Source organism: Arthrobacter sp. MAHUQ-56 (assembly GCF_019710585.1).
Taxonomy (GTDB): Bacteria; Actinomycetota; Actinomycetes; order Actinomycetales; family Micrococcaceae; genus Arthrobacter.
The window spans coordinates 149,736-173,432 of record NZ_JAIFZQ010000020.1; the positions used below are offsets into that span (position 1 = coordinate 149,736).

The window sequence follows — 23,697 nt, forward strand, 5'->3', positions numbered from 1 at the left end:
GTGGAGCGGAAAGGGTTTTCCTTCCCCTCAAGCGAGAGACAGGAAAGAGCATTGTCAGAGCAGACAAGAATCTCCAGCATCACCCGTCGCCAGTTTGGACTGACGACCTTCGGACTGTCAGCGCTGGCCGCGGGCCTTACGGCCTGCGGTGGCGGAGGAGGGGGTTCCTCTGAGGGGGGCGCCAAGACCTTGCAGCTCATTCTTTCGGGCGACACCAATCAGGGTGGCGCTTTCGCGGCGGCCGCGAAGAAGTACAAGGAAGCCACCGGCATCACCATCGAAGTGGTCGACGTTCCCACCGCGGACATCACCACCAAGCTGAAGAACGCCGCCACCGCCAACGACCTCCCGGCACTGGCCCGCGTAACCGGCCTCGATCCGCTCTGGGCCACCCAGCTCCAGGACCTTTCCGACATCGCCAAGGCCCACGGCATCGACGAGAAGTATTTGCAGGAGTCCCCGGACGGCATCATTCCCGCCATCCCGTCCGACCTGACCGCGGTAGGCCTGTTCGTGAATAAAAGCCTGTTCGACAAAGCCGGCGTCAAGTTCCCCACGGCAATCGACAGCACCTGGACGTGGGATGAATTCGTTGCAGCCGTCAACGAAGTCCGCGAAAAGGCCGGTGCCAAATACGGCTTCGTCATGGACCGCTCCGGCCACCGGCTGCGCGCCATGATGTACGAGTTCGGCAGCACCGCATTCGCCAAGGAGAACGGCAAGTACGCCGGCGACAGCAAAGCCGTGGAAACGCTGGAGTACTTCAGGAAGATCAACGACGACCAGACCATGCCCAAGTCCGTCTGGCTCAGCGGCGAGGACGGCAACGCCATGTTCAAGAGTGGCCAGGTTGCCGCGTACTACTCCGGCAGCTGGCAGGTGGCGGACTTCAACAAGAACATCAAGGACTTCGAGTGGTTGTCCGTGCCGCTGCCGAAGAAGGAAGTCAACGCCACCAACCTCGGCGGCGGTTTCATGATCGCTTTCAAGGACACCGGCGCCGACGAGGAAGCCAAGAAGTTCATCGACTGGTTTTACGACGACGCCAACTACACCGCGTTCGCGCAGCTGGGCGGCTACCTCCCCGCCAAAGACCTCAAGGTGGAGTACCAGTTCCAGCAACCCTCCTTTGAGCTGTACCAGCAACAGATCGCCGAAAACGATGCCAAGGGTGACAACGCCATCAAGCGCGTGGTGGCCGAGGCTTACGCGGAAACCCCGTTCTCCGGAGACCCGCTCCGCGAGGAAACCGTCAAAATGCTTTCGGGCAGCCAAGACGCGAAAACCACGGTGGACAACATCGTGAAGCTCTACAACGGGGCCTGATCCCGTGGCGCAACCAACCATCAGCACGGTCGCGGCGCCCGAAACACCGGCGCCGCGGCCAGCCGGCAGCAAGTCGGCGCAGAAGCGCCGTAACCGCTACGTCATCGCCCCGCTGGTCCTGATCGGCGTCAACGTGGTGCTCTTCCTGGTCTTCTTCGTCTGGCCCGGTGCGCTGGGCATGCTGTACTCCTTCACGGACTACCGCGGGATCGGAAAGCTTCATTTCATTGGCCTCGCCAACTTCCAGAAGCTCTTCGCGGACGGAAGTTTCTATGCGGCATTGGGCCGGACCTTCGTTTACACGATCCTTTCCGTTCCGCTGGTGTACGCCTGCTCGCTGGGCGTGGCGGCGCTGCTGGTCAGCCGGGCGGTCAGGGGACGCACCGCGGCAAAGATCGTGATCTTCCTGCCCTGGCTCATCTCGCCGATCGTTGTGGGCGTCATCTGGAAGTGGCTCTTCGGCCAGGACTTCGGTTTCGTCAACTTCGTCATCTCTACCCTCGGCGGCAACCCCCTGCCGTGGTCCAGCAATGGTGACCTCGCCCTGGCGGTCGTCATCTTTGCGTCGGCGTGGGGCGGGACGGCCTTCAACATGCTGCTGTTCATCGCGGCCCTGAAGAACATCCCGGAGGCCCTGCTGGAAGCAGCAGAGCTGGACGGGGCCAACGCATGGCAGCGTTTCCGGCACGTGACGCTCCCGGGCATTGCGCCGACGTCGTTCATGGTCATCCTGCTCTCCACCATCCACGCCATGAAGGAATTCGCCATGATCCAGGCTTTGACCGGCGGCGGACCCGGAACGCAGAACACCCTGATCGTGCAGTACATCTACAAAACCGGTTTTGAGCAGTCCAAGGTGGGCTACGCCAGCGCCGCCTCCATGGTGCTGATGGCGGTCCTGCTGGCCATCGCACTCATCCAGCTGCGGTTTAACCGGAAGAAGGGCTGACCCATGACAACAGCTGCCAACCTCCCTCCCGCGGCGGCGCAACCCGCGCCGAACGTCGAAAGGGCGCCGGGCAAGGCTTCCCGGGCCCGGCATGGCGCACCGGGAAACCGGGAACTGCGCGCGAAGGTTTCCGTTCCCCTCACCGTTCTGATGTGGGTGATTGCTGCCGTCTACGCGTTCCCGCTGCTGTGGTTCATCCTCAGCTCCTTCAAGCCCGGCAGCGAGCTGTTCAGCTACCCGCTGTCCATGCTTCCCAGGGAATGGACCTTCCAGGGCTTCGTGGACGCCTGGGAACGCGTGAACTTCGCCCAATACTTCCTGAACACGGCCACGGTGGCCATCGCCACCACGGTGCTCACGGTCTTCTTCAGTGCCTGCACCGGCTATGCGCTGGCCAAGTACAACAACAAGGGCACCCGGCTGTTCTTCGTGTGCATCCTGGCCACCACCATGCTGCCCACCGAGGTGATTCTGAATCCCACGTTCTCCGTCATCCGCGACCTGGGTCTGTACAACTCGCTGGCCGGCATCATCGTCCCGTCCGTGCTGACGGCCACCGGTGTGTTTATGTTCCGGCAGTTCTTCCTGACGGTTCCCGACGACCTGCTGCACTCGGCAAGGATCGACGGCGCCGGCGAGCTGGCCATCTTCTTCCGGATCATGCTTCCGCTCTCAAAGCCCATCCTGTTCACGCTGGCGATCTTTTCGTTCCAGTGGCGCTGGAACGACTACATCTGGCCGCTGATCGTGCTCAATGATCCCAAGTGGTACACGCTCCAAGTGGCGCTGCGGAGCATTGTCGGTGCGGAAAACATCGACTGGCCGGTGCTCCTGGGGGCCTCTGTCATCTCCCTGCTCCCGCTGGTCCTGATCTTCTTCGTCTTCCAAAAATACGTGCTCAACGCCGATGTCAGCGCCGGACTGAAGGACTAGGAAGTGCACGCAACAGCAACTGACGCAGTCTTCCGCCGGCGCGTGACGCTGGCTGCGGAGCGGGATGTGGAAGCCTTCCTGGAAACGCACGACGACGATGCGCCGGCGCTGGCGCACCGTCCCGCCATGGCCAGGCTGCTGGCCCTGGTGGCGGTCTTCACCGAGCCCGGCTCCGGCTTTTACCGGCAGGAGGGGCTGGCCCGGGCGATGGGCCAGTGCCTGGACCGGCTGGAGGCCCTGCAGGGCCCCGCCGGGCTTTTCGACGGGACCAACCTCAGCTCGCCGCCGGATTCCGCGTTCACCTTGAACGACGTCTGCCTGGCACTGGGCCTCATCCGCTCCTCCGACGGTCAGCCCGAGTGTGTGCTGTCCCCGGTGGATGGCAGGCTCAGGGGGATTGTGGCACGCGCCATTGATGCGATGGTGGCCGGCGGCGTCCACACGCCCAACCACCGGTGGGAGCTGTGCGCCGCACTTGCCCGGATCCACCGGTTGCAGCCGCGCCAGGACATCGCGGACCGGATCGGGCAGTGGCTCGCCGAGGGCATCGACCAGCTGCCCGATGGCATGTATTCCGAACGCAGCCCCCTGTACGCCACGGCTGTCACCAATCCGTCACTGCTGGCCATCGCGGACAACGCCGGCCGGCCCGAACTCCTGGACCACGTCAGGCGGAACCTCGCCGCATTCCTGCCATGGTTCAGCGCCGACGGCACGGTGGAATCCGTGTTCTCCCGGCGGCAGGACCAGTGGATGAACTTTCATGCCGCCCCGTTCCTGCATCTGTACAGGCGGTTGGCGCACCAGGACGGAAACGCCCAGTTCGCGGCCGCCGCCACTTGGCTGTCGGCACTGCCCCTGCACGAACCCGCCAAGCTCCTTGCGCTCACCCGGCTGGACCCCTGGCTGGCCGGGGCACGGCCGGACGTCCCGGCGTCGGGCACCCTGCCGGATGTCATCCCGGCACTGCCTACGCCCCTTGCCCCTGCCGAAGCGGCGCTCGAGAGCTGCGGAGTCTACCGGTTCCGTGAAGGTGCCTCCGTGGCCACGATTTTTGGCGGGTGCGATCGGCTGGTTCCGGGCGTGGTCTCGGGCCTGGCCAGCAACCCCACCTTCCTCCGTTTCGGCCACGGCGCGGCACTGCTCACGGACGTGCGGCTGTCCCGGAGTTTCTTCGACCTGGGCCCGTTCCGCAGCCAGCAGACCGCACGGAACGGCAACGCCCTGGTTCTGTCGGAGGAGTTGGCGGCCAACTTCTACCAGCCGCTTCCCGCGGAGAAGCTGCGGGCGGACGGCCTTTACGACCTGCAGCATGAAGGCAGGTTCAGCGCCGGCATGGACTTCGGCTTCCGGCCGGCCACGGTGCACCGGCTCGCCACGGAGATCACCATCCAGGCCGAAGGCGGACAGGCCAGCGTGGACATTAGCTTCGGCGGCACAGTCACGGCCTTTGCCTTGGAACTGACGTTCCGGCCGGGGGGAGTGCTCGACGGCGTTGAACCGTCAGGTGCCCCAGGGACTTTCCAGCTGGTGTCAGGGACGGGGACGTACCGCGTGGGCCGGGACGTCATTGCGTTCGGTCCGGGACTGCCGGCCGATCCGGATGCTCCGGCTGCCTACAACCCGGGCGAGTCCTACCGCTACCTCGGGGGCACGAACGCTGCCGAGGGCATCAAGGTCTACATTACGGGCCGTACCAGCGGGACCCGCGCTTTCACCTTCCAGGGGTACACCCTGCCGGCCTGAGCACAGGATCCGCCACGTCCAGCGCCTAGGCCTGGACGTGCTGCATCTGCTCGAAAAGTTCCGACGGGATGGCGTAGATCAGGATAACGGCCAGCAGGTTCTTGGCCGCGTGCACGAAGTAGGAGAACATCACGTTCTTGCCGGTCCACACGTAGACGAACACCAGCGTGGCGCCCATGGCCAGGTAGGGGAGCAGCACCGCCAGGGTGATCGCTTCCTGCCCCACAATGTGAAGTGCGGCGAACAGGACCGCTGACAGGACGCAGCAGATCCAGATGTTCACCCGCCGGCTCATCTTCCCGATCAGCAGGTGACGGAAGATGTACTCCTCCACGAACGGGCCCACCACCACCAGCAGCGGAACCATGAGCCAGGCGGGGACCTGCTGCATGAGCGCCTGCAGCCCGGCCTGGTTCACCGAAGTCTCCACCTGGCCGCTCGCCGCCACCACCACTGCGGTGAGGATCATCATGGCGATCACGGCGGCGGGCACCATGAGGAGCGTGAACCATGGCCGGGTCGCCAGGACCTTGAGGTCGCGCACCACCACCTTGCGCGCGGCCAAAAGCGCGAGTATTCCCACGGAGGCATAGAACAGCAGGTTCACCGCGTAGGAGGCGGCAGCAGGGGACGGAGCGATCTGCCGGAGCAGCGGCGCCACCAGGTCCCCGGCGACGGCGAAGAACGCGGCGATGGCCACGTAGAGGCACAGCGTGGCGCCGTCCATCGGCGAGAACCGGTACAGCTGGGGCTGCGGGGCGGGCGGTAAACGGTGGGCTGTGGCCATGCCTTCAGCCTATCCCCGGGCGGGGGCGTGTAGCCCACGTCACGTACCACCCGCTGCGGTCTAGTAGGATAGTCGAGCCGCGTGAAGCTTCGGCTGCACGAACAATCGCGCTCACAAACGATGGCCTTATAGCCAAAAGGCCGAATTTTGTGAGCTGGATCATTCGTATCCCGGATGCGGCCAACCCCCCAACCCACAAGGAACCGTTGTGCCTCAAAGTACCCCCCAAGAACTGCAGAACAGCACGGCACCATCCACCGCCGTCGACCCCACCCTCAGCGCCGAGGGTTACAGCAAGACGCTGGGCCGGCGCCATGTCACCATGATCGCCATGGGCGGCGCCATCGGCGTCGGCCTCTTCATGGGCGCCGGCGGCCGCCTCGCCTCCACCGGCCCGGCCCTCATCTTCTCCTACGCCATCGCCGGCGTCATCGCCTACCTGCTGATGCGGGCCCTGGGCGAACTCATCATGTACCGCCAGACCTCCGGCTCCTTCGTCAGCTACGCGGGCGAAATGTTCGGCAAGAAGGGCGCCTACCTGTCCGGCTGGATGTACTTCATCAACTGGGGCATGACCGGCATCGCCGAACTCATCGCCATCGGCCTGTACTTCCAGTTCTTCTTCCCCAACGTCCCGGTGGAAGCCTCGGCCATCGCCGCGCTGGTGCTCCTGGTGGCCGTCAACCTGCTCAGCGTCAAGGCGTTCGGCGAATTCGAGTTCTGGGCCTCCTGCCTGAAGGTGGGCGCCATCCTGATCTTCCTCGCCGTGGGCACCTTCATGGTGGTCACCAACGCGCAGGTCGGCGCAGGCCATGCCTCCGTCGCCAACCTGTTCGCGGCCGAAGGCGGGATGTTCCCCAAGGGCGCCCTGGTAATGGTCCTCGTCCTCAATGCCGTGATCTTCGCGTACAACGGCATCGAGCTTGTCGGCATTACCGCCGGTGAGATGCAGAACCCGGAACGCGAAGTGCCCAAGGCGATCCGCGCCGTCGTCCTGCGTATCGTGGTGTTCTACGTCGGTTCCGTGACCCTGCTCGCCATGCTCCTGCCGTCCGACCAGTACAAGGCCGGCACCTCCCCGTTCGTCACCGTCTTTGGCCAGATGGGCCTCAGCTGGGTGGGCGACGTGATGAACATGATCGTCATCACCGCGGCCCTGTCCTCGTGCAACTCCGGCCTGTACTCGATCGGCCGCGTCTTCCGCACCATGGCCAACAACGGCCACGCCCCGCAGTGGCTCACCAAAATGTCCAAGCGGCACGTCCCGTACGCGGCCATCCTGGCGATCGCAGCCTTCTACCTGGTGGGCATCCTGCTGAACATCTGGCTGGGTGGCTCGCACGCCTTCGACCTGGCGCTGAACACCGCTTCCATCGGCGTGATCTTCTGCTGGGGCTCCATCTTTGCCAGCCAGATCATGCTGCGGAAGAAGGTTGGCAACGCCTCCACCCTGCCCATGCCCGGCTCGCCGTGGACCAGCTGGGCGGGCCTGCTGGGCCTGCTGGCCATCACCGTGCTCATCGGTTTCGACACCATGACCAGCAAGGACGGCGAGGTCTTCTACCTGGGCCTCTGGACCCTGGGTACCGTCCCGTTCTTCGCCGTGCTCCTGTGGCTGGGCTGGCAGAAGGTCAAGAACAACCAGCCCAAGAGTGAGCTGTACAGCTAGCACTTTTCGCGAATAACGTGCGACGGCGGGACGCCCCTTGGGGAGGGCGGGCCCGCCGTCGGCGTTTCCTGCGTGCGTTCCTGCCCGCTTGCCCATGACGGCCCGCCGGGGAGTGCGGCGTGTCCCCATCTGGGACCGCTGTTCCGCTCAAGTAACCGGGCGGGAGCACACACGTGTTTGCTTGGCGACGGGCCGTCTGCGCGGCAGACTATGGCTGTGGGCGAACCCTGGGTGCTGCACGTGGACCTTGACCAGTTCATCGCAGCCGTTGAAGTGCTCCGCCGGCCCGAGCTCGCGGGCAAGGCGGTGATCGTCGGCGGCCGCGGCGATCCCACGGAGCGGGCGGTAGTGTCGACGGCGTCCTATGAAGCCAGGGCCTACGGCGTCGGTTCCGGCATGCCGCTGCGCATCGCGGCACGGAAGGTGCCCGACGCCATCATCCTCCCCGTGGACCACGAGGCGTATATGGAAGCTTCCGAAAAAGTCATGGCGGTGCTGCGCTCCCAGCCCGGCGCCACCGTCCAGGTGCTCGGCTGGGACGAGGCGTTCGTTGGCGTGCAGACTCCGGACCCCGAGGCCTACGCCCGACAGCTGCAGCAAGCCGTCCTGGCCGAAACCCGGCTGCACTGCAGCGTGGGCATCGGCGATACCCTGCTCCGGGCCAAGGTAGCGACGACGTTCGGCAAGCCGGCCGGCGTCTTTCGGCTCACCGCGGACAACTGGCTCGATGTCATGGGGAGCCGGCCGACGGTGGAACTGTGGGGCGTGGGGACCAAGGTGTCGGCCCGCCTCGCCAAGCTCGGCATCAGGACCGTTGCCGGGCTTGCGGCCTGCAACCCCGACGACCTGGTCCCGGAATTCGGTCCGAAGATGGGGCCCTGGTATGCGCAGCTCGGGCGGGGCGACGGCTCAAGGACCGTCGATGACACACCCTGGGTGGCGCGGGGGCACAGCCGCGAAACCACCTTCCAGCGCGACCTGACAGACCCGCAGCAGATCGAGGACGCGGTGCGGGACCTGGCGGCGCACGTCATGGACGACGTCGCTGCCGAAGGGCGGCCGGTGATTGGCCTGACGCTTAAGGTCCGCTACGCACCGTTCCTCACCAGGACTTATGCACGGAAGATCCCGGAAACCCCGGATCCCGCGGAGGTACTGGCACGCGCCCTCGACCTGGTGGCGAAAATCGAGCCCGGCCGCCCTGTCCGGCTCCTTGGGCTGCGGGCCGAAATGACGATGCCGGAAGGCTCGCGGCAGGGGCATACCCCCACCCGGAGCGGATGGTGACGGACTCTCCCCGGACAGCAGGCATTCCCGGGGCAGCAGAACGGCGGCGGATCCCGTAGGAATCCGCCGCCGTTCGGGCTGCTGCAGCACGCCGTTCGCTGCGGCTGCAACAGCCAAGGACCTAGTCGCGCTTGAACTCGTCCTTGACGCTTTCGCCAACCTTCTTGGCGTCGGCCTTGACCTGGTCCGCCTGGCCCTCCGCCTTCAGGCGGTCGTTGTCCGTGGCGTTGCCCGTGGCTTCCTTGGCCTTGCCGCCCAGATCTTCTGCAGCGTTACTGATCTTGTCTCCGAGGCCCATGGTGGTGGCCTCCTTTCGTTTCCGTTGATCAACAGTGCTTTTTCACCCTAACACAAAGCATGCTTACTTTCTTCAAGCCCTGCAGGACGCCGCTAGGCTCAGGGGTATGACCAAGCGTGCTGCCCCAGCCAAGACCGCCGCACCCCGGCTTTCGCCCGTGGCGCTGCCTGCGGTGTTGGATCAGCCTGCGGATCGGTCAGGGCCGGCCTTCCGCCGCGGGGGAAGGCACGACGCCGTCCGGTACAGCGGGGCGTCGGCCGACGGGCTGGACCTGGCTGAGGCGGTCTTTGCCGAGTGCAGGTTCGACGGGGCGTCCTTCAATGACGCCCAGCTCCGCGGTGCCTCCTTCCGCGACTGCGTGCTGTCCGAGCTTTATGCGCCGGTCTTCCGCGCCGCCCGTTCCACCTGGCGCGACGTCGAATTCCACAATCCCCGGCTGGGGTCTGCCGAACTGTATGAGAGCGGCTGGCAGTCGGTCCGCATCGACGGCGGCAAGCTGGACTTCCTGAACCTGCGGGGCGCCAAACTCGCGGACGTGCTCATCACGGACTGCATCATCAATGAACTGGACCTCGGCGGCGCGTCCGCGGCCCGCGTGAAGCTGGAGCGCTGCACCGTGGGATCGCTGGATCTTGCCGGCGCCGGGCTGAAGGATTTCGACATCCGCGGCACCGGTTTCCGCCGCATCAGCGGGCTGGGCAGCCTGTCCGGGCTGGTGATCGACGAGTACCAGCTGGGCCTGCTGGCGCCGCTGCTCGCCGCGCACCTCGGTGTCACCGTCCTCTAGCCGGGTGCGCATCTTCCGGCTGGCATGTACTATTTACAGAACGAACGGTCGGTAAGTGGATCAAGTCTGCGATGCCGGCGCCGATGACAGTGCTGTTTTCGCGTGAAGGGTGTTTCCATGGCTGCAGCTGCAGGTCCGCAGGCTTTCCTTGTTGGCGGGGTCCGTACGCCGGTGGGCAGGTACGGAGGTGCGTTGTCTTCCGTACGGCCTGACGACCTGGCCGCCCTCGTGCTCCGGGAGGCCGTGGAACGGGCGGGCCTTGACCCGGAGAGCATCGACGAGGTGATCCTGGGCAACGCGAACGGGGCCGGGGAGGAGAACCGGAACGTTGCCCGGATGGCCACCCTGCTTGCCGGGCTGCCGCTCCACATCCCCGGAATCACCGTCAACAGGCTGTGTGCCTCCGGCCTGAGCGCGATCATCCAGGCGAGCCACATGATCAAGGCTGGGGCCGCGGACATCGTCATCGCCGGCGGCGTCGAATCGATGAGCCGGGCACCCTGGGTGCAGGAGAAGCCCACCAGCGCCTTCGCCAAGCCGGGCCAGATCTTCGACACCTCGATCGGCTGGCGCTTCACGAACCCGCATTTCCAGCACGGCGGCCTGTCCCGTGACGGCAAGATGACCTACTCCATGCCGGAAACGGCGGAGGAAGTGGCACGGGTTGACGGTATTTCTCGCGAGGACGCTGACGCGTTCGCCGTCCGCTCGCACCAGCTGGCCCTCGAAGCCATTGAAGCAGGCCGCTTCAAGGACGAGATCGTCCCGGTCGCCGTCAAAACCCGCAAATCCGAAACCGTGGTGGACACCGACGAAGGCCCGCGCCCCGGCACCACCCTCGACGTCCTGGCCGGCCTCAGGCCCGTGGCGCACGGCGGCTCCGTGGTGACGGCCGGAAACTCCTCGTCCCTCAACGACGGCGCCTCGGCAATCATCATCGCCTCCGAGGCCGCCATTGAGCGGCTGGGCCTGACGCCCCGCGCCAGGATTATCGACGGCGCCTCCGCCGGCTGCGAGCCCGAGATCATGGGCATCGGCCCGGTCCCGGCCACGCAGAAGGTGCTCAAGCGCAGCGGCCTCAGCGTCGGCGACCTGTCCGCCGTCGAACTTAACGAAGCCTTTGCCACCCAGTCCCTGGCCTGCATCCGGCGGCTTGGACTGGAACCGGAGATCGTGAACCGCGACGGCGGCGCCATCGCCCTGGGCCACCCGCTCGGTTCCAGCGGCTCGCGGATCGCCATCACCCTGCTGGGGCGAATGGAACGCGAAGACGCGAAGATCGGCCTCGCCACCATGTGCGTGGGCGTCGGCCAGGGTACCGCGATGCTCCTGGAGAAGATCTGATGGCGGCCCCGGTAGACCTGGCGGCGGAGGAGTTCACCGCCCTCCTGGTCGAGGAGCGGGACGACCGCGTCGTGGTGCTGCTCAACCGGCCCGAGGTGAAGAACGCCATCGACCAACAGATGGTGGATGAACTGCACACCGTCTGCGCCGCACTGGAACAAAACCCCAAAATCCTGGTCATCGCCGGCGTTGACGGGGTATTCGCCTCCGGCGCCGACATCGCCCAGCTCCGGGAACGGCGCCGGGACGACGCCCTGCAGGGCATCAACTCCACCATCTTCGTCCGCATCGCCAAGCTGCCCATGCCGGTCATCGCCGCCCTGGACGGCTACTGCCTGGGCGGCGGAGCGGAACTGGCCTACGCCGCCGACTTCCGGATCGGCACCCCCAACGTGCGGATCGGCAACCCGGAAACAGGGCTGGGAATCCTCGCGGCCGCCGGTGCCAGCTGGCGGCTCAAGGAACTCGTGGGCGAACCGATGGCCAAACAGATCCTCCTGGCCGGGCAGGTGCTCGGAGCCGAGGAGGCCCGCGCCATCAACCTCATCACCGAGATCCACGACCCCGCGGACCTGCTGGAGGCAGCCCACAGCCTGGCGAACAGGATCGGGCGCCAGGACCCCCTCGCGGTCCGGATCACCAAATCCGTATTCCACGCACCGGCGGAAGCGCATCCGCTCATCGACCAGCTGGCGCAGGGCATCCTCTTCGAATCCCAGGCCAAATTCGACCGCATGCAGGCCTTCCTGGACCGCAACGCAGCGAAGAAGGCCGCCTCCGCCAACCCCGCCGACGGAAAGTAGACCATGAGTGAGCCAGCAGTGAACCCGGACCTTCTCATTGACCTGCCCCACTTCGTGGGTGTGCTCGGCGGGGGCCGCATGGGCGCGGGCATCGCCCACGCCTTCCTCATCAAGGGCGCCGACGTCCTGGTGGTGGAGCGCGACGACGTCTCCGCCGAAGCGGCCCGGGAACGCGTGGAATCCGCAGCATTGAAAAGCATCGAACGCGGCGGCGTGGACGCCAACTTCGAGGAGCTCGTTTCCCGCCTCACCGTCAGCACCGACTACGACGACTTTGCGGGGCGGAAGCTCGTGGTGGAGGCCGTTCCCGAGGACTGGGACCTCAAGGTCACCGCGCTGCGGGGCATCGAGGAACGGCTGGGGGAGGGCGACTTCATCGCGTCCAACACGTCCTCGCTGTCCGTCAATGGCCTGGCCCGCGAACTGAAGCGGCCGGAAAATTTCCTCGGCCTGCACTTCTTCAACCCCGTGCCGGCATCGACCCTCATCGAGGTGGTGCTGGGCGAGCGCACGTCTCCCGGACTCGCCGTCGCGGCAAAATCCTGGGTGGAGGCACTCGGCAAGACCGCCGTCGTCGTCAACGATGCGCCGGGTTTCGCGTCCTCACGGCTGGGCGTGGCCATTGCGCTGGAGGCCATGCGGATGGTGGAGGAGGGCGTGGCCTCGGCCGAGGACATCGATGCCGCCATGGTGCTGGGCTACAAACACCCCACGGGGCCGCTTAAGACCACTGACATCGTGGGCCTCGACGTCCGCCTGGGCATCGCGGAGTACCTGCACTCCACCCTGGGCGAGCGCTTCGCGCCGCCGCAGATCCTCAAGGACAAGGTGGCCCGGGGCGAACTTGGCCGCAAGACCGGCAAGGGCTTTTTCGACTGGCCCAGCTGAGCCTCCCGGCCCATGGGCCTAGTCGAAAAATCCCACGATGTAGCCGATGAAATAGAGCAGGGACAGCAGGACGACGACGCCGATGATGGCGATCCACAGGAACTGCGTGCCCTTGCGGGTTCCGTGTTCGTCGTGCCCCTGCGGGCCTGCCGTCGACGCTTCCCCCGGCGGGGTCTCGCCCGGCGGAACCCCGCCGCCAGGCTCCAGGCCAGTGATTTTGTCGTCCTGCGGATCCGGGTTGGTGCCTGACACGATAACTCCCTTGGTTGCCGTCCTGGTGCTTGCCCCAGCGTAACCGGCCATGGTGGGCGGCCCTAGGCTGGGTGCTGTGACTTTCCTTGAACCCCTTACCCTGACCGGCCGCCGCGTAATCCTGGAGCCACTCGCCGAGGAACACCATGACGGCCTGGTGGAGGCGGCAACAGACGGCGAGCTCTGGAAACTCTGGTACACGTCGGTGCCGGCCCCCGAACACATGGCCGCCGAAATCCGGCGCCGGCTGGACCTGCAGGAGCAGGGCTCCATGCTGCCGTTCACCACGCGGCTGATCGACGCCGAAAGTGGCGGCGCCGGGCGCATCATCGGCATGACCACCTACATGAACATCGACGCTGCCACGCCCCGGGTGGAGATCGGCTCCACATGGAACGCGGCCTCTGCCCAGGGAACAGGCACCAACCCGGACTCGAAGCTCCTGCTGCTCCGCCACGCTTTCGAAACCATCGGCTGCCCTGCCGTGGAGTTCCGCACCCACTGGCTCAACCACCAGTCACGGCAGGCCATCGTCCGGCTGGGCGCCAAGCAGGACGGCGTGCTCCGCAACCACTCGAGAACCAGTGACGGGAACCTGCGCGACACCGTGGTGTTCTCCATCCTGGAGCACGAGTGGCCGGCCGTCCGCGCCGGACTGGAATGCCGGCTGGACCGGCGCGGCTAGGCTGGGTTACCGCCGGGCAAGTGCCGGCAGCGGGACCACGGCTTCCACTGCCGCCGCGTACTGCTGGTGTCCGGTGCTGTTCGGGTGGAAGTTCCGCGGGTCCGGCGTCAGGCTGCCATCGGGAGCCGGCACCTGAACGGGGCTGAAGTAGACCCACGGATCCAGGGAGTTTGCGGCGTGTCCGGTGAACCGCGCGGTAACGTCCACGAACTTCACGTTGGCCCGGAACTTGTTGGTTGCGTCCGCGGCGGCTTCCGCCAGCGCCTGGTTAAGGGCGGTGGTGCCGTGGTTGACCAGTTGCTGGTTTTCGACCGGCATGACGGGGTAGCCGGCGGCGGGGTCGAAGAGTAACGGGTACCCCTGCACGGCGATGGCTGCCCGGGGGGCCACCTCGTGGATGGCGACGTAGGCCTGGGTGAGTGCGGGCTTGAGGGCGTAGAGTGCCTCGGTGCTGGTCCGGACGGCGTCCTGGCAGGCCTGGTAGGTGCCGGTGCTGCACACGAACAGCGTCGTATTTACGCCCACATCATTGGCACCCGCCGTGAGGGTGACCAGTTCAGTCCGCCCGGACAGCTCCCCGGAAACCGTCAGGGCATGCACCTGGTCCATGACGCTGGGGACGTTCCCGGGCTGGGCGGTCGAATCCAGCAGCGCTCCGTGGCAGGCCTGGTTCCGGGTCAACTCCACGAGCGGATCAGCGGCCAGCACATCCACGTATCCGCCGTCCGTTTGGATACAGGGAAAGGTCCAGGCCCAGGCGCCGGCGCCGGTGCCCGCGGTGTACGAATCGCCCAGCGCCACAACGTCAACATGCGGTGACGGCGGGGCGGCTGCGGCTGGAACGGCGCCGATGCCCACGGTGGTTGCCAGGGCCGCCGCCGCGGCTCCGAAAGCCGGGTGCCGCCGTCGTGCCAATGAAGTCTTCATGAATTCCCCCTCAGTGCTCAGCTGTCCCGGGCCCGGGCACGTGGCAGCCACGGTACTCCCGTCCGTCCCGGCTGTCACGGGTTCCCGCCGTGTGGTTAGCTGGGCGCATGAGCAACCGGCGCGGGCCCCTGGACTGGGAGGGCGCTGTCAATGCATGGCACGTTGCGGGCGGCGTCTACCGGATGGGACGGCGCGAATGGCTGACGGAGGCCGGGTGGAGGCAGGCGTTCGACGACGGCGTCCGCACCGTCATCGATCTCCGCAACGCTGCTGAGGCGCGGCGCCGGGACAAAGACCCTAAGATTACGGCCGCTGCATTGGCCGGCATCGACGTGGTGTCCGCGCCCACCGAGGAGCCCGGCGACCTGCGGTTCGCTGCCGTCACGGGGCCCTACCTAAACGATCCCGCCCATTACGCCGAGAACGCCCGGCTTTTCCCGGACAAACTGGTGGGCGTGTTCCGGGCGCTGGCGTTGGCGGCCCCCAGGGGGCGCGTGGTGCTGCACTGTGCCGCGGGCAGGGACCGCAGCGGGCTCGTCGCGGCCATGGTCCAGGACCTCGCGGGCCACTCGGACCACGCCATCGCGGAGGGCTACCGGCAGGGCGCCCGCGGGATCAACGAACGGTACCGCACCCACGGGCCGCCGCATGACCGTGAGCGGTACCTGCCGGAGCCGGACCTTGCACCGCTGCTGGAGGAGCGCGGACTGGCCGTCGTGGCGTTTGTCCGGGAGCTGGATACGCGCTCTTTCCTCCTGGCGCACGGGCTCCGGGAGGCGGAACTGGAGGCCGTCCTGGCACTCTGTGCCGCCGGCGCGGATACAATGGGGCTCATGTGACCTGTGTGACATGAGGTGCTCAAGTTCCTCAGTCACGTCGATCGGCGGAGAGACGAACATGAGCAGAACCGCAGCACCAAGGAACAGGATTCTTGCGGCAGGGGCGATGGCCGGTGTCTTCTTCACGCTGGGTGCCGGCCTTGGGCCCACCGCGTTCGCCGAGACCCCCGATGCCCGCCCCGCTCCGACGGGCAGTCCGGCTTCGGCTGCCCTCGCCGGCGAGGGCCTGCCCAGCGAAGGCATGTCCAGCGATGGTCTGTCCGAGGCGGTCCTCCGCGACCTGGGCATGAGCCTGGCCGAATTCAACGCCAGCGGCGAGCTTGGCCGGAAGGCGATGCAGGCCCTGGACTCCCTGCGGGGCATCGCGGGGTACGTCGGTCTCAGCCTCGGGAACGGAAAGATCCAGGTCCAAGGCAGCGGCCCTGCCCTCCAGGCCCGGGTGGATGAACTGAACAAGTCCGGTGGGGCGGGGTTCGTGGTGGTGGCCCCGACGGCTCCAGCCGCCCCTGCACCGGAACCGCAAACACCGTCCACCGTGCCGCAGCAGCCTCAGGGTTCTTCAAGTGGCGAGGCGCCTCCCGCCCGCCAAATCGCAGTCAGCGCTGAGCAGCTCTTCCAGGCCTACCTCCGCGAGGTGGGGACAACAGGGTTGCAGGCCGTGGTTTCAGACGCCGGAAAGTTCGTGATCCGCACGGGCGGAGTTGCCGCGGCCCAATCGGCACCTGACGGTAAGGCAACGGCCCCCGCAACGACAGGGGCAGCGGCCCCCGCAACGGCAGGGGCTGGCGCAAGTCCCGGAAAAATAACTCCGGCCGAGTTCGTCTCCAGGTACGCCAACGTTGTGCTCGACGGCGCCGCCCCCCTCAAGCCGGAAGCTGAGGTCCCCGGCGGTGTCGGCTACAGGTCCGATACCGGGTTCACCTGTTCCACAGGCTTCTCCGCCTTTGATCCCGCGGGGCTGCCTGCTGTGCTGACGGCCGGACACTGCGCAGAAGATGGGACAGCCACCACAGTGGACCTGCTTCTTGGGGGAAACACGGCCGGCCGGCTGGGCAGCTTCCAGTTCAGCCAGTTTGGCGGTCCCGGAAACACCTCGGTGCTGAATCCAAACAGCCCCACCCCGGGCAATGTGGGAACGGACATTGCAGTCATCGGAGACATCAGGCAGGACCTGGACCCATTGCCGGCCAGCAGTACATATGAAAGCCCGTCGGAGCCGGGCCCGGACGTCAAAATCATTGGAACCGCTCCGCCGGTGGTGGGCATGCCGGTCTGCCGCTCCGGGTGGAGGACGGGATGGTCCTGCGGCCACATCAGCGCCGTTGGGATCTTCCTGGTTGGCGGCCCCACTTACGTCGACGACCCCACGGATCCCCGTCACAACGACATCCGCGCGTTCAACGGGTTCCTGTCCTACGACGTGCAGTCCGCCGGAGGCGACTCGGGCGGTCCGTGGATCAGCGGAAACTTCGCGGTTGGCACGCATTCCGCCGGGGAGTCGGGCGGTGCCCAGAACATTGCCGTGGCGGCCACCCTCCAGGACTCCCTCAAAGTCCTGCCCGGCTACCAGCTGGAGCTCTTCCTGAACAAGCCCGCGCTGGTGGGCCCAGCCGACAACACGTTCAAGGCCGGCACCAGCATCACCGGCCGCGTCCCGGCAGCCCCCGCTTCCGCCGTGGCCGCCGGATCGCAGGTCCGCATTACCTACGCCGGCCGGCAGCCGTTTGAGGTACCCGTGGATGCCGGCGGCAACTGGTCCTTCACTGCGCCGGAAGCACCGGGCCCGTTCACGTTCGAGGCCGAGACCGTGAACGGCTTGAGCCGGTCCGGTGCAGTACCAATAAACGTCACCATTTCCCCCTCGTTCCTTCCCGCACCGACCATCACCGCCGCCGCGGATCCGTTGCCCGCCTTGGAAACGGTCGAAGGCACCGGGACGCCCGGAGCCACGGTGGCCCTGTCCGGTGATGCCGCCGGCTCGGCATTGGTCGGCGCAGACGGCCGCTGGTCGATCAAGCTGGCCACCCCGGGCGCATACGGAACGGTGCACGTAGCGGCAGTGCAGTCCTACCCCGGACTCCCGGACAGCCCTGCAACATCGGCGAACTTTGCCGTCATGCCGCCGCCCCCGGCGGTGTCGAGCATTTCCGAGGGGCAGCACCTCGTGCAGGACGCCCTGCCTGCAACGATCTCGGGGACCGGAGTGGACGGAGCGGATGTTGCTGTGTCCATCGACGGGAAGCCTGTCGGTGGCACGGTGGTTGCCGGGACTGCGGGAGCACGCTCTGCCGGAAACGCCCTGTCGCCGCTGGTCCTGGTGGCAGGTGGCGGATGGACCGCACCGTTTCCCGCAGGACTGGCTGTCGGCAGCCACACCATGCTGGTGACGCAAGCAGTGGACGGTGTTGATTCCGCCCCGGCCCGCGTCACGTTTTCCGTTGATGCCCCGCCTGCCACTGCACCCGCTGCCCTTGCCGATACGGGCGGAAACACCGGCCGCTCCGCCGCTGCCGGCCTGGCGTACACTGGCTCCTCCGCGTTGGTCCCCGCAGCGATTGCCGCCGTGGCGGCCATTGTCGCCGGGGCCGTGCTGACGGTGGTGGTCCGGCGCCGGAAGCGTTCCGCCCGGTAGCCGGCACCCCCGGTAGCCGCTACTTGTGGCGCCGCATCAGCAGATTGGTGATGCGCAGGGTGCAAAGCCGCTGGCCGGCGTCGTTGGTGATCAGCACCTCATGCGTGGTCAGCGTGCCGCCCAGGTGGATCGGGGTCGCCGTGATGGTCACCTGGCCCTCGCGCGCGGAACGGTGGTGCGTGGCGGAGACATCCACGCCCACCGCCGTCTTGCCCATGGTGCTGGCGTGGATGACGGCGGCCCAGGACCCCACGGCCTCGCCCACGGCCAAGGAGGCGCCGCCATGCAGCAGCCCGAAGGACTGCCGGTTGCCCTCCACGGGCATGGTGGCCACCACGCGCTCCACGGACTCCTCCAGGATCTTCACGCCCATCTTCTCGTCAAGCTCGCCGAGCGTAATCTTCCACAGTTCGTGCTGGGTGGGGGAGTGGTCGGGGGTGGGGGCGCTCATGTGCTCTCCTTCGGATGGCGGTTTATGCACCGGCTTCTAGTGTGCACCGGGGCACATTCCTGTATGGTAAATATATTACCGAACGGACGGTCAGTAATGATCTGCCTGTTTCCTGCACCCTTGTTGGAAGGACCCGTCAACGATGACCACCACCGCCACAGCTCCCCAGGCCACGGTCGACACCGTGGAGACAGTGCCCAGCTTCGTCATGGATGCCTGGTGGACGCCCGACGCCGGCTCGTCGGCTTCCGCTGTCCCTGTCCGTGATGCGAGCACGGGGGAGATCCTGGCCAAGGTCAGCACGGAGGGCCTGGACCTCGGAGCAGTGGTTGAGTACGGCCGCACCACAGGCCAGTCCGAACTGGGCAAGCTGACCTTCCACCAGCGTGCCCTCAAGCTCAAAGAGCTGGCCCAGTACCTGAACGCCCGCAGGGAGCACTTCTACGGCTTCTCCTACCAGACCGGGGCCACCAAGATCGATTCGATGGTGGACATCGACGGCGGCATCGGCGTCCTCTTCACGTTCGGTTCCAAGGGCCGCCGCGAGCTGCCCAACTCCCAGGTAGTGGTGGACGGCCCCATGGAGGTGCTGTCCAAGGACGGTTCCTTCGCCGGAGAGCACATCTACACCCGGATCCCGGGCGTCGCAGTGCAGATCAACGCGTTCAACTTCCCGGTCTGGGGCATGCTCGAAAAATTCGCCCCCGCGTTCATCGCCGGAGTCCCCACCATCGTCAAGCCTGCCACCCCCACCGGCTACGTTGCAGCAGCCGTGGTCAAAGCCATCGTTGAGTCCAACATCCTGCCCAAAGGCTCGCTGCAGCTGGTCTCCGGCTCGGTCCGCGGCCTGCTGGATGTGCTGGACTACCGCGACCTGGTGGCTTTCACCGGCTCCGCGTCCACGGCCAAGTCCCTGAAGTCCCACCCCAATGTGGTGGAGGGCGGCGTCCGCTTCACCTCGGAGACCGACTCCCTGAACGCCGCGATCCTTGGGCCCGACGCCGTGGAGGGCACCCCGGAATTTGAGGCCTTCGTCAAGTCCGTGGTCACCGAGATGACTGTCAAGGCCGGCCAGAAGTGCACCGCCATCCGGCGCGCCATCGTGCCGCAGGAACTGGTCCCCGCCGTCTCCGCCGCCATCGGCAAGCGGATCTCTGAGCGGGTTGTCCTGGGCGACCCCCGCGGCGAGGGCGTCACCATGGGCGCGCTGGCGTCCGTGGAGCAGCTTGAGGACGTCCGTGCGGCCGTGCAGGCCATGCTCGACGCCGGCGGTGAGCTTGCGTACGGAACCCTCGAATCGCCGTCGGTCACCTCCGCCGACGGAACCACGGGGGTAGTGGAGGGCGGCGCGTTCATGGCCCCCGTGGTCCTGAACTGGGACAACCCGGAGGCCGAAGCCATCCACTCGCTGGAAGCGTTCGGGCCCGTATCCTCCGTGGTTGGCTACCAGGACCTCCCCGACGCCGTCCGCCTCGCCGCCCGCGGTGGCGGGTCGCTGGTGGCGTCCGTGTGCACCAACGATCCCGACGTGGCTCGGGAACTGGTCACCGGCATCGCCGCACACCACGGCCGCGTCCTGATGCTGAACCGTGAGGATGCCCGCTCGTCCACCGGCCACGGTTCGCCCGTGCCGCACCTGGTCCACGGCGGACCCGGCCGCGCCGGCGGCGGCGAGGAGCTTGGCGGCATCCGTTCCGTCCTCCACCACATGCAGCGCACCGCCATCCAGGGCTCGCCCAACATGCTCACTGCCGTCACCGGCGTCTGGCATGCCGGAGCGGACCGGAACTTCACGCTCGAGACCGAGGGAACGCATCCGTTCCGGAAGCACCTGTCCACCCTCCGGATCGGCGACGCCGTCCGCTCCGACCTCCGGCAGGTCACCCTGGAGGACATCACTGCGTTCGCCAACTCCACCGGGGACACGTTCTACGCCCACACCAACCAAGAAGCCGCGGAAGCCAACCCCTTCTTCCCGGGCATCGTGGCGCACGGCTACCTGCTGCTGTCCTGGGGTGCCGGCCTGTTCGTGGAGCCGGCCCCGGGCCCCGTCCTGGCCAACTACGGCCTGGAGAACCTGCGCTTCATCACACCCGTGGCAGCGGGCGACTCCATCCGGGTGACGCTGACGGCCAAGAAGATCACCCCGCGCGAAACCGACGAATACGGCGAGGTGGCCTGGGACGCCGTCCTCACCAACCAGGACGACGACATCGTGGCCACCTACGACGTCCTCACCCTCGTCGAGAAGTAACAACCCTCCAGTTGCTCTATCACTTTTGGTCCCTAAACCCCGGTTTTAGGGACCAAAAGTGATAGAGCATCGGGGGAAGAAGGGCGGGTACCTTTTGGGTTTCGCGGGCGTAAGATTCTGCTCACAAGGAGGTGCGCCATGCATCTGACAATGAACTCGGCCATAACCATCCTGCCGGTCGATGACGCGGAACGCGCCCGCCGTTTCTACACCGAGAAGCTCGGGTTGCCGCACCGCGGAGTGACGGACGACGGCAACGAACTGCTCGGTATCGACGGCGGCCCGTTGCTGGAGTTGATGACGGTATCCGACGGGAAGCACTCAGAGCACACCGCCCTGAGTTTCGAGGTCACGGACATCGAGGCGACCGTCCGGGACATGGAAGCCCGGGGTGTCAGGTTCCAGGACTACAACCTGCCCACCCTGAAGACGGAGAACCACATCTGCACCACGGACTCGGAGAAGTGCGCCTGGTTCATGGACACCGAGCACAATATCCTGTGCGTCCATGAAAACCTCGGCGGCAGGCTCGAGTACCAGCTCTAGCTGCACAGGACAGCAGGGGCGCCCCGGTCGGATCGGGATGCCCCTGCTGCTGTCTGTGCCGTACGGCTCCGCTCAGCTTTCGGCGCCGCCGTGCAGGCTGTCGTCGCTGCTGTCATCCTCCGGGCCGGTGCCGCCGCCGGACTCGCTGCGGTCGGAGAGGTCCATGTTCCCGCGGGCCTCGTCCATGGTGGGCCCTCCTGAGGGAACGCTGTAGGTTTCGGGCCGGATACCGTGCGACTGTTCCTCGATCAGGGCCTGCTCCTCGCTGAAGCGGATCACGTTTGCTTCGTCGCCGGCATCGCCGGGGATGTCCTCGCGGATCTTGGACGGATCCGGGACGATGAAGCCTGCGTCGGGTTCTTCCTTGCGGCTCATGTTCTTACCTTCCTATCGGGTGGTGGTTGGACTATCGGTTGGTTCCGGCGGGCCGGTCGGTGAGGTCAACCTTGACATCCAGGCTCTGGTCGCCGCGCTTGACCTTCAACCCCACGGTATCGCCGGGGTTGCGCTTGCGCAGTTCCGCCAGGAGTTGCTCGGGAGTGGTGAGTTTCGCCCCCTCCATGGACTCCAGGACGTCGCCCGGACGGATTCCTGCGCGCCCCGCCGGTCCGTCTGCGTCGGCGGCGAGCACCACGACGCCGGCCCCTTCCTCGACGCCCAGCTGCTCGGCGATCTGCGCCGTCAGCTCGCCGGGGGTCAGGCCCAGGTAGGCGTGCTTGGCGCTGCCGGTGGCCAGCAGCTCCTCGGCGACGTCAACGGCAGTGGCCGCGGGAATGGCGAAGCCCAGGGAAACAGCGCCGGACGACGGCGGGATATAGGCCTCGCTGATGCCGATCACCTCGCCGCGCATATTGATGACGGCGCCGCCGGAGTTCCCCGGGCTGATCGGCGCGTCGGTTTGGATCAGGTCCACCAGGGACAGGCTGTTGGAGGCCGATCCGGGGATGGAGCGGTGCAGGCCGGAGATGATGCCGGCCGTGGCGGTGTTCTCGAAGCCAAGGGGGGAGCCCAGGACCAGGGCGCCCTCGCCCACCTTGGGCAGGTTGCTTTGGTAAGTGGGCTTCGGCAGGCCGGTACGTTTCGCCTGCACCAGCGCCAGGTCCGTCACGGCGTCGCTGGCCTTGACCGTCCCTTCCACCCGCTGGCCGTCGGCGAACCCCACCTCAACATTGGTGGCACCGCGGATGACGTGTTCGTTGGTGAGGATCAGCCCGTCCGCGGAGTACACCACGCCGCTGCCCAGTCCGCCCTCGGTGAAGATGGTGACCACGGAGGGCGAGAGGTTTTCGACGAGCTGCGGCAGGTTGCCTGCCGCAGTGCCCGCATCCGTGCCGGTTGCCGGGGACGCCCCGGAGGTGGACCCGGCGGTGGAGGGAGCGGGTGCGGAGCCGGCGGAGGCCGATGGTTGGCCCGTGGAGGACCCGGTGGGAGCCGGGGGAGCGGGCGAGCCGGTGCAGGCGGAAAGCGCGACGGCGGCAGCCAGCAGCGCTGCTCCGGTGGCGGTCCGGTGCCGGGTAGGGCGTGCTGGACTGGTGGCCAGTGGCATCTGGAACCTCCCTGCGGACGGTGGCTTTCTACCACCGTAGCCGGGGAGCGGGGAAAATACCAAGCACGCTTATTATTGGTGCCGGGAGGGCTGCGGGATGCCTATGCGTCCGCGTGAAGGCCGTCGAACGCCATAGTGATCACGTCGTCAGCCAGGCGCTTGGGGGACAGGGAGCCGCCCGGCCGGTACCACTCGACGATCGAGTTGATCATGCCGAAGAGGAGCCGGGAGACGGTCCGGGGGTCGATGTCCTGGCGCAGCGAGCCCTCGTCCCGGGCCGCGGAAATCAGGCCGGCCACCTTGTGGTCGAACGCGCGCCGGCGTTCCAGCGCATCCCGCTCGATCTCCGTGTTGCCACGCAGCCGCAGGAGCAGCGTGACGAACGGCAGCCGGTCCACCAGCACGGCCACCGTCTCGCGCAGCACAAACTCCAGGCGGGCGTCCGCCGCGCCGGAGGTAGCCTCGGGCTGCTCCAGGATGGCCTCCAGTCCGCCCAGGGCATGGTCCAGGGCGAGCTTGAGCAGATCGCCCTTGGACGGCACGTGGTGGTAGATGGCGGACTTGGAGATGCCCAGGTTCTCGGCCAGGATGCCCATTGAGGTGGCGTCATAGCCGTGCCGGTTGAAGACGTCCACAGCGATCCGCAGCACGGACTGCTGGTCGTAGCCGGGCCGGCCCCGCTTGGCTGTGCCGTTGACGGCTGTGCCGTTGGTGCTGGTGGTTTCAGTGGGGCTGGGCATAGAGGCTA

At 66.8% G+C, this 23,697-nt stretch carries 23 protein-coding genes; 15 read left to right on the forward strand and 8 right to left on the reverse strand.

Annotated features, from left to right (window positions below):
* Positions 1–189 precede the first annotated feature (189 nt).
* Genes K4G53_RS13060 through K4G53_RS13075 form a run of 4 tightly spaced genes read left to right on the forward strand, consistent with a single transcriptional unit; the run spans position 190 to position 4,954 of the window.
* Entirely contained in the window at positions 190–1,326 is a 1,137-nt protein-coding gene (locus K4G53_RS13060; protein WP_260323591.1) for an extracellular solute-binding protein, read from the forward strand.
* 4 nt (positions 1,327–1,330) lie between these two features.
* Entirely contained in the window at positions 1,331–2,275 is a 945-nt protein-coding gene (locus K4G53_RS13065) for a carbohydrate ABC transporter permease (protein ID WP_221386129.1), read from the forward strand.
* Between the two features lie 3 nt (positions 2,276–2,278).
* Positions 2,279–3,208 (forward strand): carbohydrate ABC transporter permease, encoded by a 930-nt coding sequence (locus K4G53_RS13070; RefSeq protein WP_221386130.1) that lies wholly within the window; start codon positions 2,279–2,281, stop codon positions 3,206–3,208.
* Between the two features lie 3 nt (positions 3,209–3,211).
* Positions 3,212–4,954, forward strand: coding sequence for a hypothetical protein (locus tag K4G53_RS13075; protein ID WP_221386131.1), 1,743 nt, complete (start codon positions 3,212–3,214; stop codon positions 4,952–4,954).
* A 25-nt stretch (positions 4,955–4,979) separates the two neighbouring features.
* On the opposite strand, the gene K4G53_RS13080 is transcribed toward K4G53_RS13075, so the two are convergent.
* Positions 4,980–5,741 (reverse strand): CPBP family intramembrane glutamic endopeptidase, encoded by a 762-nt coding sequence (locus K4G53_RS13080; protein WP_221386132.1) that lies wholly within the window; start codon positions 5,739–5,741, stop codon positions 4,980–4,982.
* Between the two features lie 208 nt (positions 5,742–5,949).
* Here K4G53_RS13080 and K4G53_RS13085 point away from each other — a divergent pair, with 208 nt between their 5' ends.
* Together K4G53_RS13085 and K4G53_RS13090 are read left to right on the forward strand one after the other, a co-directional pair.
* The gene (locus K4G53_RS13085) at positions 5,950–7,410 is read left to right on the forward strand and encodes an amino acid permease (RefSeq protein ID WP_221386133.1); all 1,461 of its coding nucleotides are present in this window, start codon (positions 5,950–5,952) and stop codon (positions 7,408–7,410) included.
* 210 nt (positions 7,411–7,620) lie between these two features.
* Entirely contained in the window at positions 7,621–8,697 is a 1,077-nt protein-coding gene (locus tag K4G53_RS13090) for a DNA polymerase IV (protein WP_221386134.1), read from the forward strand.
* 121 nt (positions 8,698–8,818) lie between these two features.
* Here the strand turns inward: K4G53_RS13090 and K4G53_RS13095 are convergent, their stop codons facing one another.
* Positions 8,819–8,995: a CsbD family protein gene (locus K4G53_RS13095; RefSeq protein WP_221386135.1), complete on the reverse strand. Its 177-nt coding sequence runs from the start codon at positions 8,993–8,995 to the stop codon at positions 8,819–8,821.
* Between the two features lie 106 nt (positions 8,996–9,101).
* Here K4G53_RS13095 and K4G53_RS13100 point away from each other — a divergent pair, with 106 nt between their 5' ends.
* From K4G53_RS13100 to K4G53_RS13115, 4 genes are all read left to right on the forward strand, one after another.
* A complete protein-coding gene (locus K4G53_RS13100; protein WP_221386136.1) occupies positions 9,102–9,782 on the forward strand; it encodes a pentapeptide repeat-containing protein in 681 nt (226 codons plus the stop codon).
* 117 nt (positions 9,783–9,899) lie between these two features.
* Complete coding sequence (locus K4G53_RS13105; protein ID WP_221386137.1) at positions 9,900–11,126, forward strand: thiolase family protein; 1,227 nt, start codon at positions 9,900–9,902, stop codon at positions 11,124–11,126.
* Entirely contained in the window at positions 11,126–11,929 is an 804-nt protein-coding gene (locus K4G53_RS13110) for an enoyl-CoA hydratase/isomerase family protein (RefSeq protein WP_221386138.1), read from the forward strand. The genes K4G53_RS13105 and K4G53_RS13110 overlap by 1 nt, the downstream gene beginning before the upstream one ends.
* Positions 11,930–11,932: 3 nt before the next feature.
* The gene (locus K4G53_RS13115) at positions 11,933–12,817 is read left to right on the forward strand and encodes a 3-hydroxyacyl-CoA dehydrogenase family protein (RefSeq protein ID WP_221386139.1); all 885 of its coding nucleotides are present in this window, start codon (positions 11,933–11,935) and stop codon (positions 12,815–12,817) included.
* 18 nt (positions 12,818–12,835) lie between these two features.
* Here K4G53_RS13115 and K4G53_RS13120 read toward each other — a convergent pair whose 3' ends face one another.
* Positions 12,836–13,069: a DUF6480 family protein gene (locus K4G53_RS13120; RefSeq protein WP_221386140.1), complete on the reverse strand. Its 234-nt coding sequence runs from the start codon at positions 13,067–13,069 to the stop codon at positions 12,836–12,838.
* Between the two features lie 76 nt (positions 13,070–13,145).
* Between K4G53_RS13120 and K4G53_RS13125 the strand changes: the two genes are divergently transcribed.
* Positions 13,146–13,754 (forward strand): GNAT family N-acetyltransferase, encoded by a 609-nt coding sequence (locus K4G53_RS13125; RefSeq protein WP_221386141.1) that lies wholly within the window; start codon positions 13,146–13,148, stop codon positions 13,752–13,754.
* 6 nt (positions 13,755–13,760) lie between these two features.
* Here K4G53_RS13125 and K4G53_RS13130 read toward each other — a convergent pair whose 3' ends face one another.
* Positions 13,761–14,681 (reverse strand): SGNH/GDSL hydrolase family protein, encoded by a 921-nt coding sequence (locus K4G53_RS13130; RefSeq protein WP_221386142.1) that lies wholly within the window; start codon positions 14,679–14,681, stop codon positions 13,761–13,763.
* Between the two features lie 107 nt (positions 14,682–14,788).
* On the opposite strand from K4G53_RS13130, the gene K4G53_RS13135 reads away from it, so the two are divergent.
* Positions 14,789–15,520 carry a tyrosine-protein phosphatase gene (locus tag K4G53_RS13135; RefSeq protein WP_221386143.1) on the forward strand — a complete coding sequence of 244 codons (732 nt, stop codon included), beginning with the start codon at positions 14,789–14,791 and terminating at the stop codon, positions 15,518–15,520.
* Between the two features lie 58 nt (positions 15,521–15,578).
* Entirely contained in the window at positions 15,579–18,152 is a 2,574-nt protein-coding gene (locus tag K4G53_RS13140) for a S1 family peptidase (protein WP_260323594.1), read from the forward strand.
* Positions 18,153–18,171: 19 nt separating this feature from the next.
* On the opposite strand, the gene K4G53_RS13145 is transcribed toward K4G53_RS13140, so the two are convergent.
* On the reverse strand, positions 18,172–18,603 hold the full coding sequence (locus K4G53_RS13145; protein WP_221386144.1) for a PaaI family thioesterase: 432 nt from the start codon (positions 18,601–18,603) through the stop codon (positions 18,172–18,174).
* A 142-nt stretch (positions 18,604–18,745) separates the two neighbouring features.
* Here K4G53_RS13145 and paaZ point away from each other — a divergent pair, with 142 nt between their 5' ends.
* Together paaZ and K4G53_RS13155 are read left to right on the forward strand one after the other, a co-directional pair.
* The gene (paaZ, locus tag K4G53_RS13150; protein WP_221386145.1) at positions 18,746–20,857 is read left to right on the forward strand and encodes a phenylacetic acid degradation bifunctional protein PaaZ; all 2,112 of its coding nucleotides are present in this window, start codon (positions 18,746–18,748) and stop codon (positions 20,855–20,857) included.
* 138 nt (positions 20,858–20,995) lie between these two features.
* Positions 20,996–21,403, forward strand: a complete 408-nt coding sequence (locus K4G53_RS13155; protein ID WP_221386146.1) for a VOC family protein — start codon at positions 20,996–20,998, stop codon at positions 21,401–21,403.
* 72 nt (positions 21,404–21,475) lie between these two features.
* On the opposite strand, the gene K4G53_RS13160 is transcribed toward K4G53_RS13155, so the two are convergent.
* From K4G53_RS13160 to K4G53_RS13170, 3 genes are all read right to left on the reverse strand, one after another.
* Positions 21,476–21,778, reverse strand: a complete 303-nt coding sequence (locus K4G53_RS13160) for a hypothetical protein (protein WP_221386147.1) — start codon at positions 21,776–21,778, stop codon at positions 21,476–21,478.
* Between the two features lie 31 nt (positions 21,779–21,809).
* Positions 21,810–22,949: a S1C family serine protease gene (locus K4G53_RS13165; protein ID WP_221386148.1), complete on the reverse strand. Its 1,140-nt coding sequence runs from the start codon at positions 22,947–22,949 to the stop codon at positions 21,810–21,812.
* 101 nt (positions 22,950–23,050) lie between these two features.
* A complete protein-coding gene (locus tag K4G53_RS13170) occupies positions 23,051–23,689 on the reverse strand; it encodes a TetR/AcrR family transcriptional regulator (RefSeq protein ID WP_221386149.1) in 639 nt (212 codons plus the stop codon).
* Positions 23,690–23,697: the final 8 nt, after the last annotated feature.

Coding starts and splice junctions, on each gene's coding strand:
- K4G53_RS13170 (WP_221386149.1), bottom strand. CDS start 23,689: ATGCCCAGCCCCACTGAAACCACCAGCACCAACGGCACAGCCGTCAAC.
- K4G53_RS13110 (WP_221386138.1), top strand. CDS start 11,126: ATGGCGGCCCCGGTAGACCTGGCGGCGGAGGAGTTCACCGCCCTCCTG.
- K4G53_RS13145 (WP_221386144.1), bottom strand. CDS start 18,603: ATGAGCGCCCCCACCCCCGACCACTCCCCCACCCAGCACGAACTGTGG.
- paaZ (WP_221386145.1), top strand. CDS start 18,746: ATGACCACCACCGCCACAGCTCCCCAGGCCACGGTCGACACCGTGGAG.
- K4G53_RS13095 (WP_221386135.1), bottom strand. CDS start 8,995: ATGGGCCTCGGAGACAAGATCAGTAACGCTGCAGAAGATCTGGGCGGC.
- K4G53_RS13115 (WP_221386139.1), top strand. CDS start 11,933: ATGAGTGAGCCAGCAGTGAACCCGGACCTTCTCATTGACCTGCCCCAC.
- K4G53_RS13070 (WP_221386130.1), top strand. CDS start 2,279: ATGACAACAGCTGCCAACCTCCCTCCCGCGGCGGCGCAACCCGCGCCG.
- K4G53_RS13100 (WP_221386136.1), top strand. CDS start 9,102: ATGACCAAGCGTGCTGCCCCAGCCAAGACCGCCGCACCCCGGCTTTCG.
- K4G53_RS13155 (WP_221386146.1), top strand. CDS start 20,996: ATGCATCTGACAATGAACTCGGCCATAACCATCCTGCCGGTCGATGAC.
- K4G53_RS13130 (WP_221386142.1), bottom strand. CDS start 14,681: ATGAAGACTTCATTGGCACGACGGCGGCACCCGGCTTTCGGAGCCGCG.
- K4G53_RS13105 (WP_221386137.1), top strand. CDS start 9,900: ATGGCTGCAGCTGCAGGTCCGCAGGCTTTCCTTGTTGGCGGGGTCCGT.
- K4G53_RS13135 (WP_221386143.1), top strand. CDS start 14,789: ATGAGCAACCGGCGCGGGCCCCTGGACTGGGAGGGCGCTGTCAATGCA.
- K4G53_RS13080 (WP_221386132.1), bottom strand. CDS start 5,741: ATGGCCACAGCCCACCGTTTACCGCCCGCCCCGCAGCCCCAGCTGTAC.
- K4G53_RS13165 (WP_221386148.1), bottom strand. CDS start 22,949: ATGCCACTGGCCACCAGTCCAGCACGCCCTACCCGGCACCGGACCGCC.
- K4G53_RS13090 (WP_221386134.1), top strand. CDS start 7,621: ATGGCTGTGGGCGAACCCTGGGTGCTGCACGTGGACCTTGACCAGTTC.
- K4G53_RS13160 (WP_221386147.1), bottom strand. CDS start 21,778: ATGAGCCGCAAGGAAGAACCCGACGCAGGCTTCATCGTCCCGGATCCG.
- K4G53_RS13140 (WP_260323594.1), top strand. CDS start 15,579: ATGAGCAGAACCGCAGCACCAAGGAACAGGATTCTTGCGGCAGGGGCG.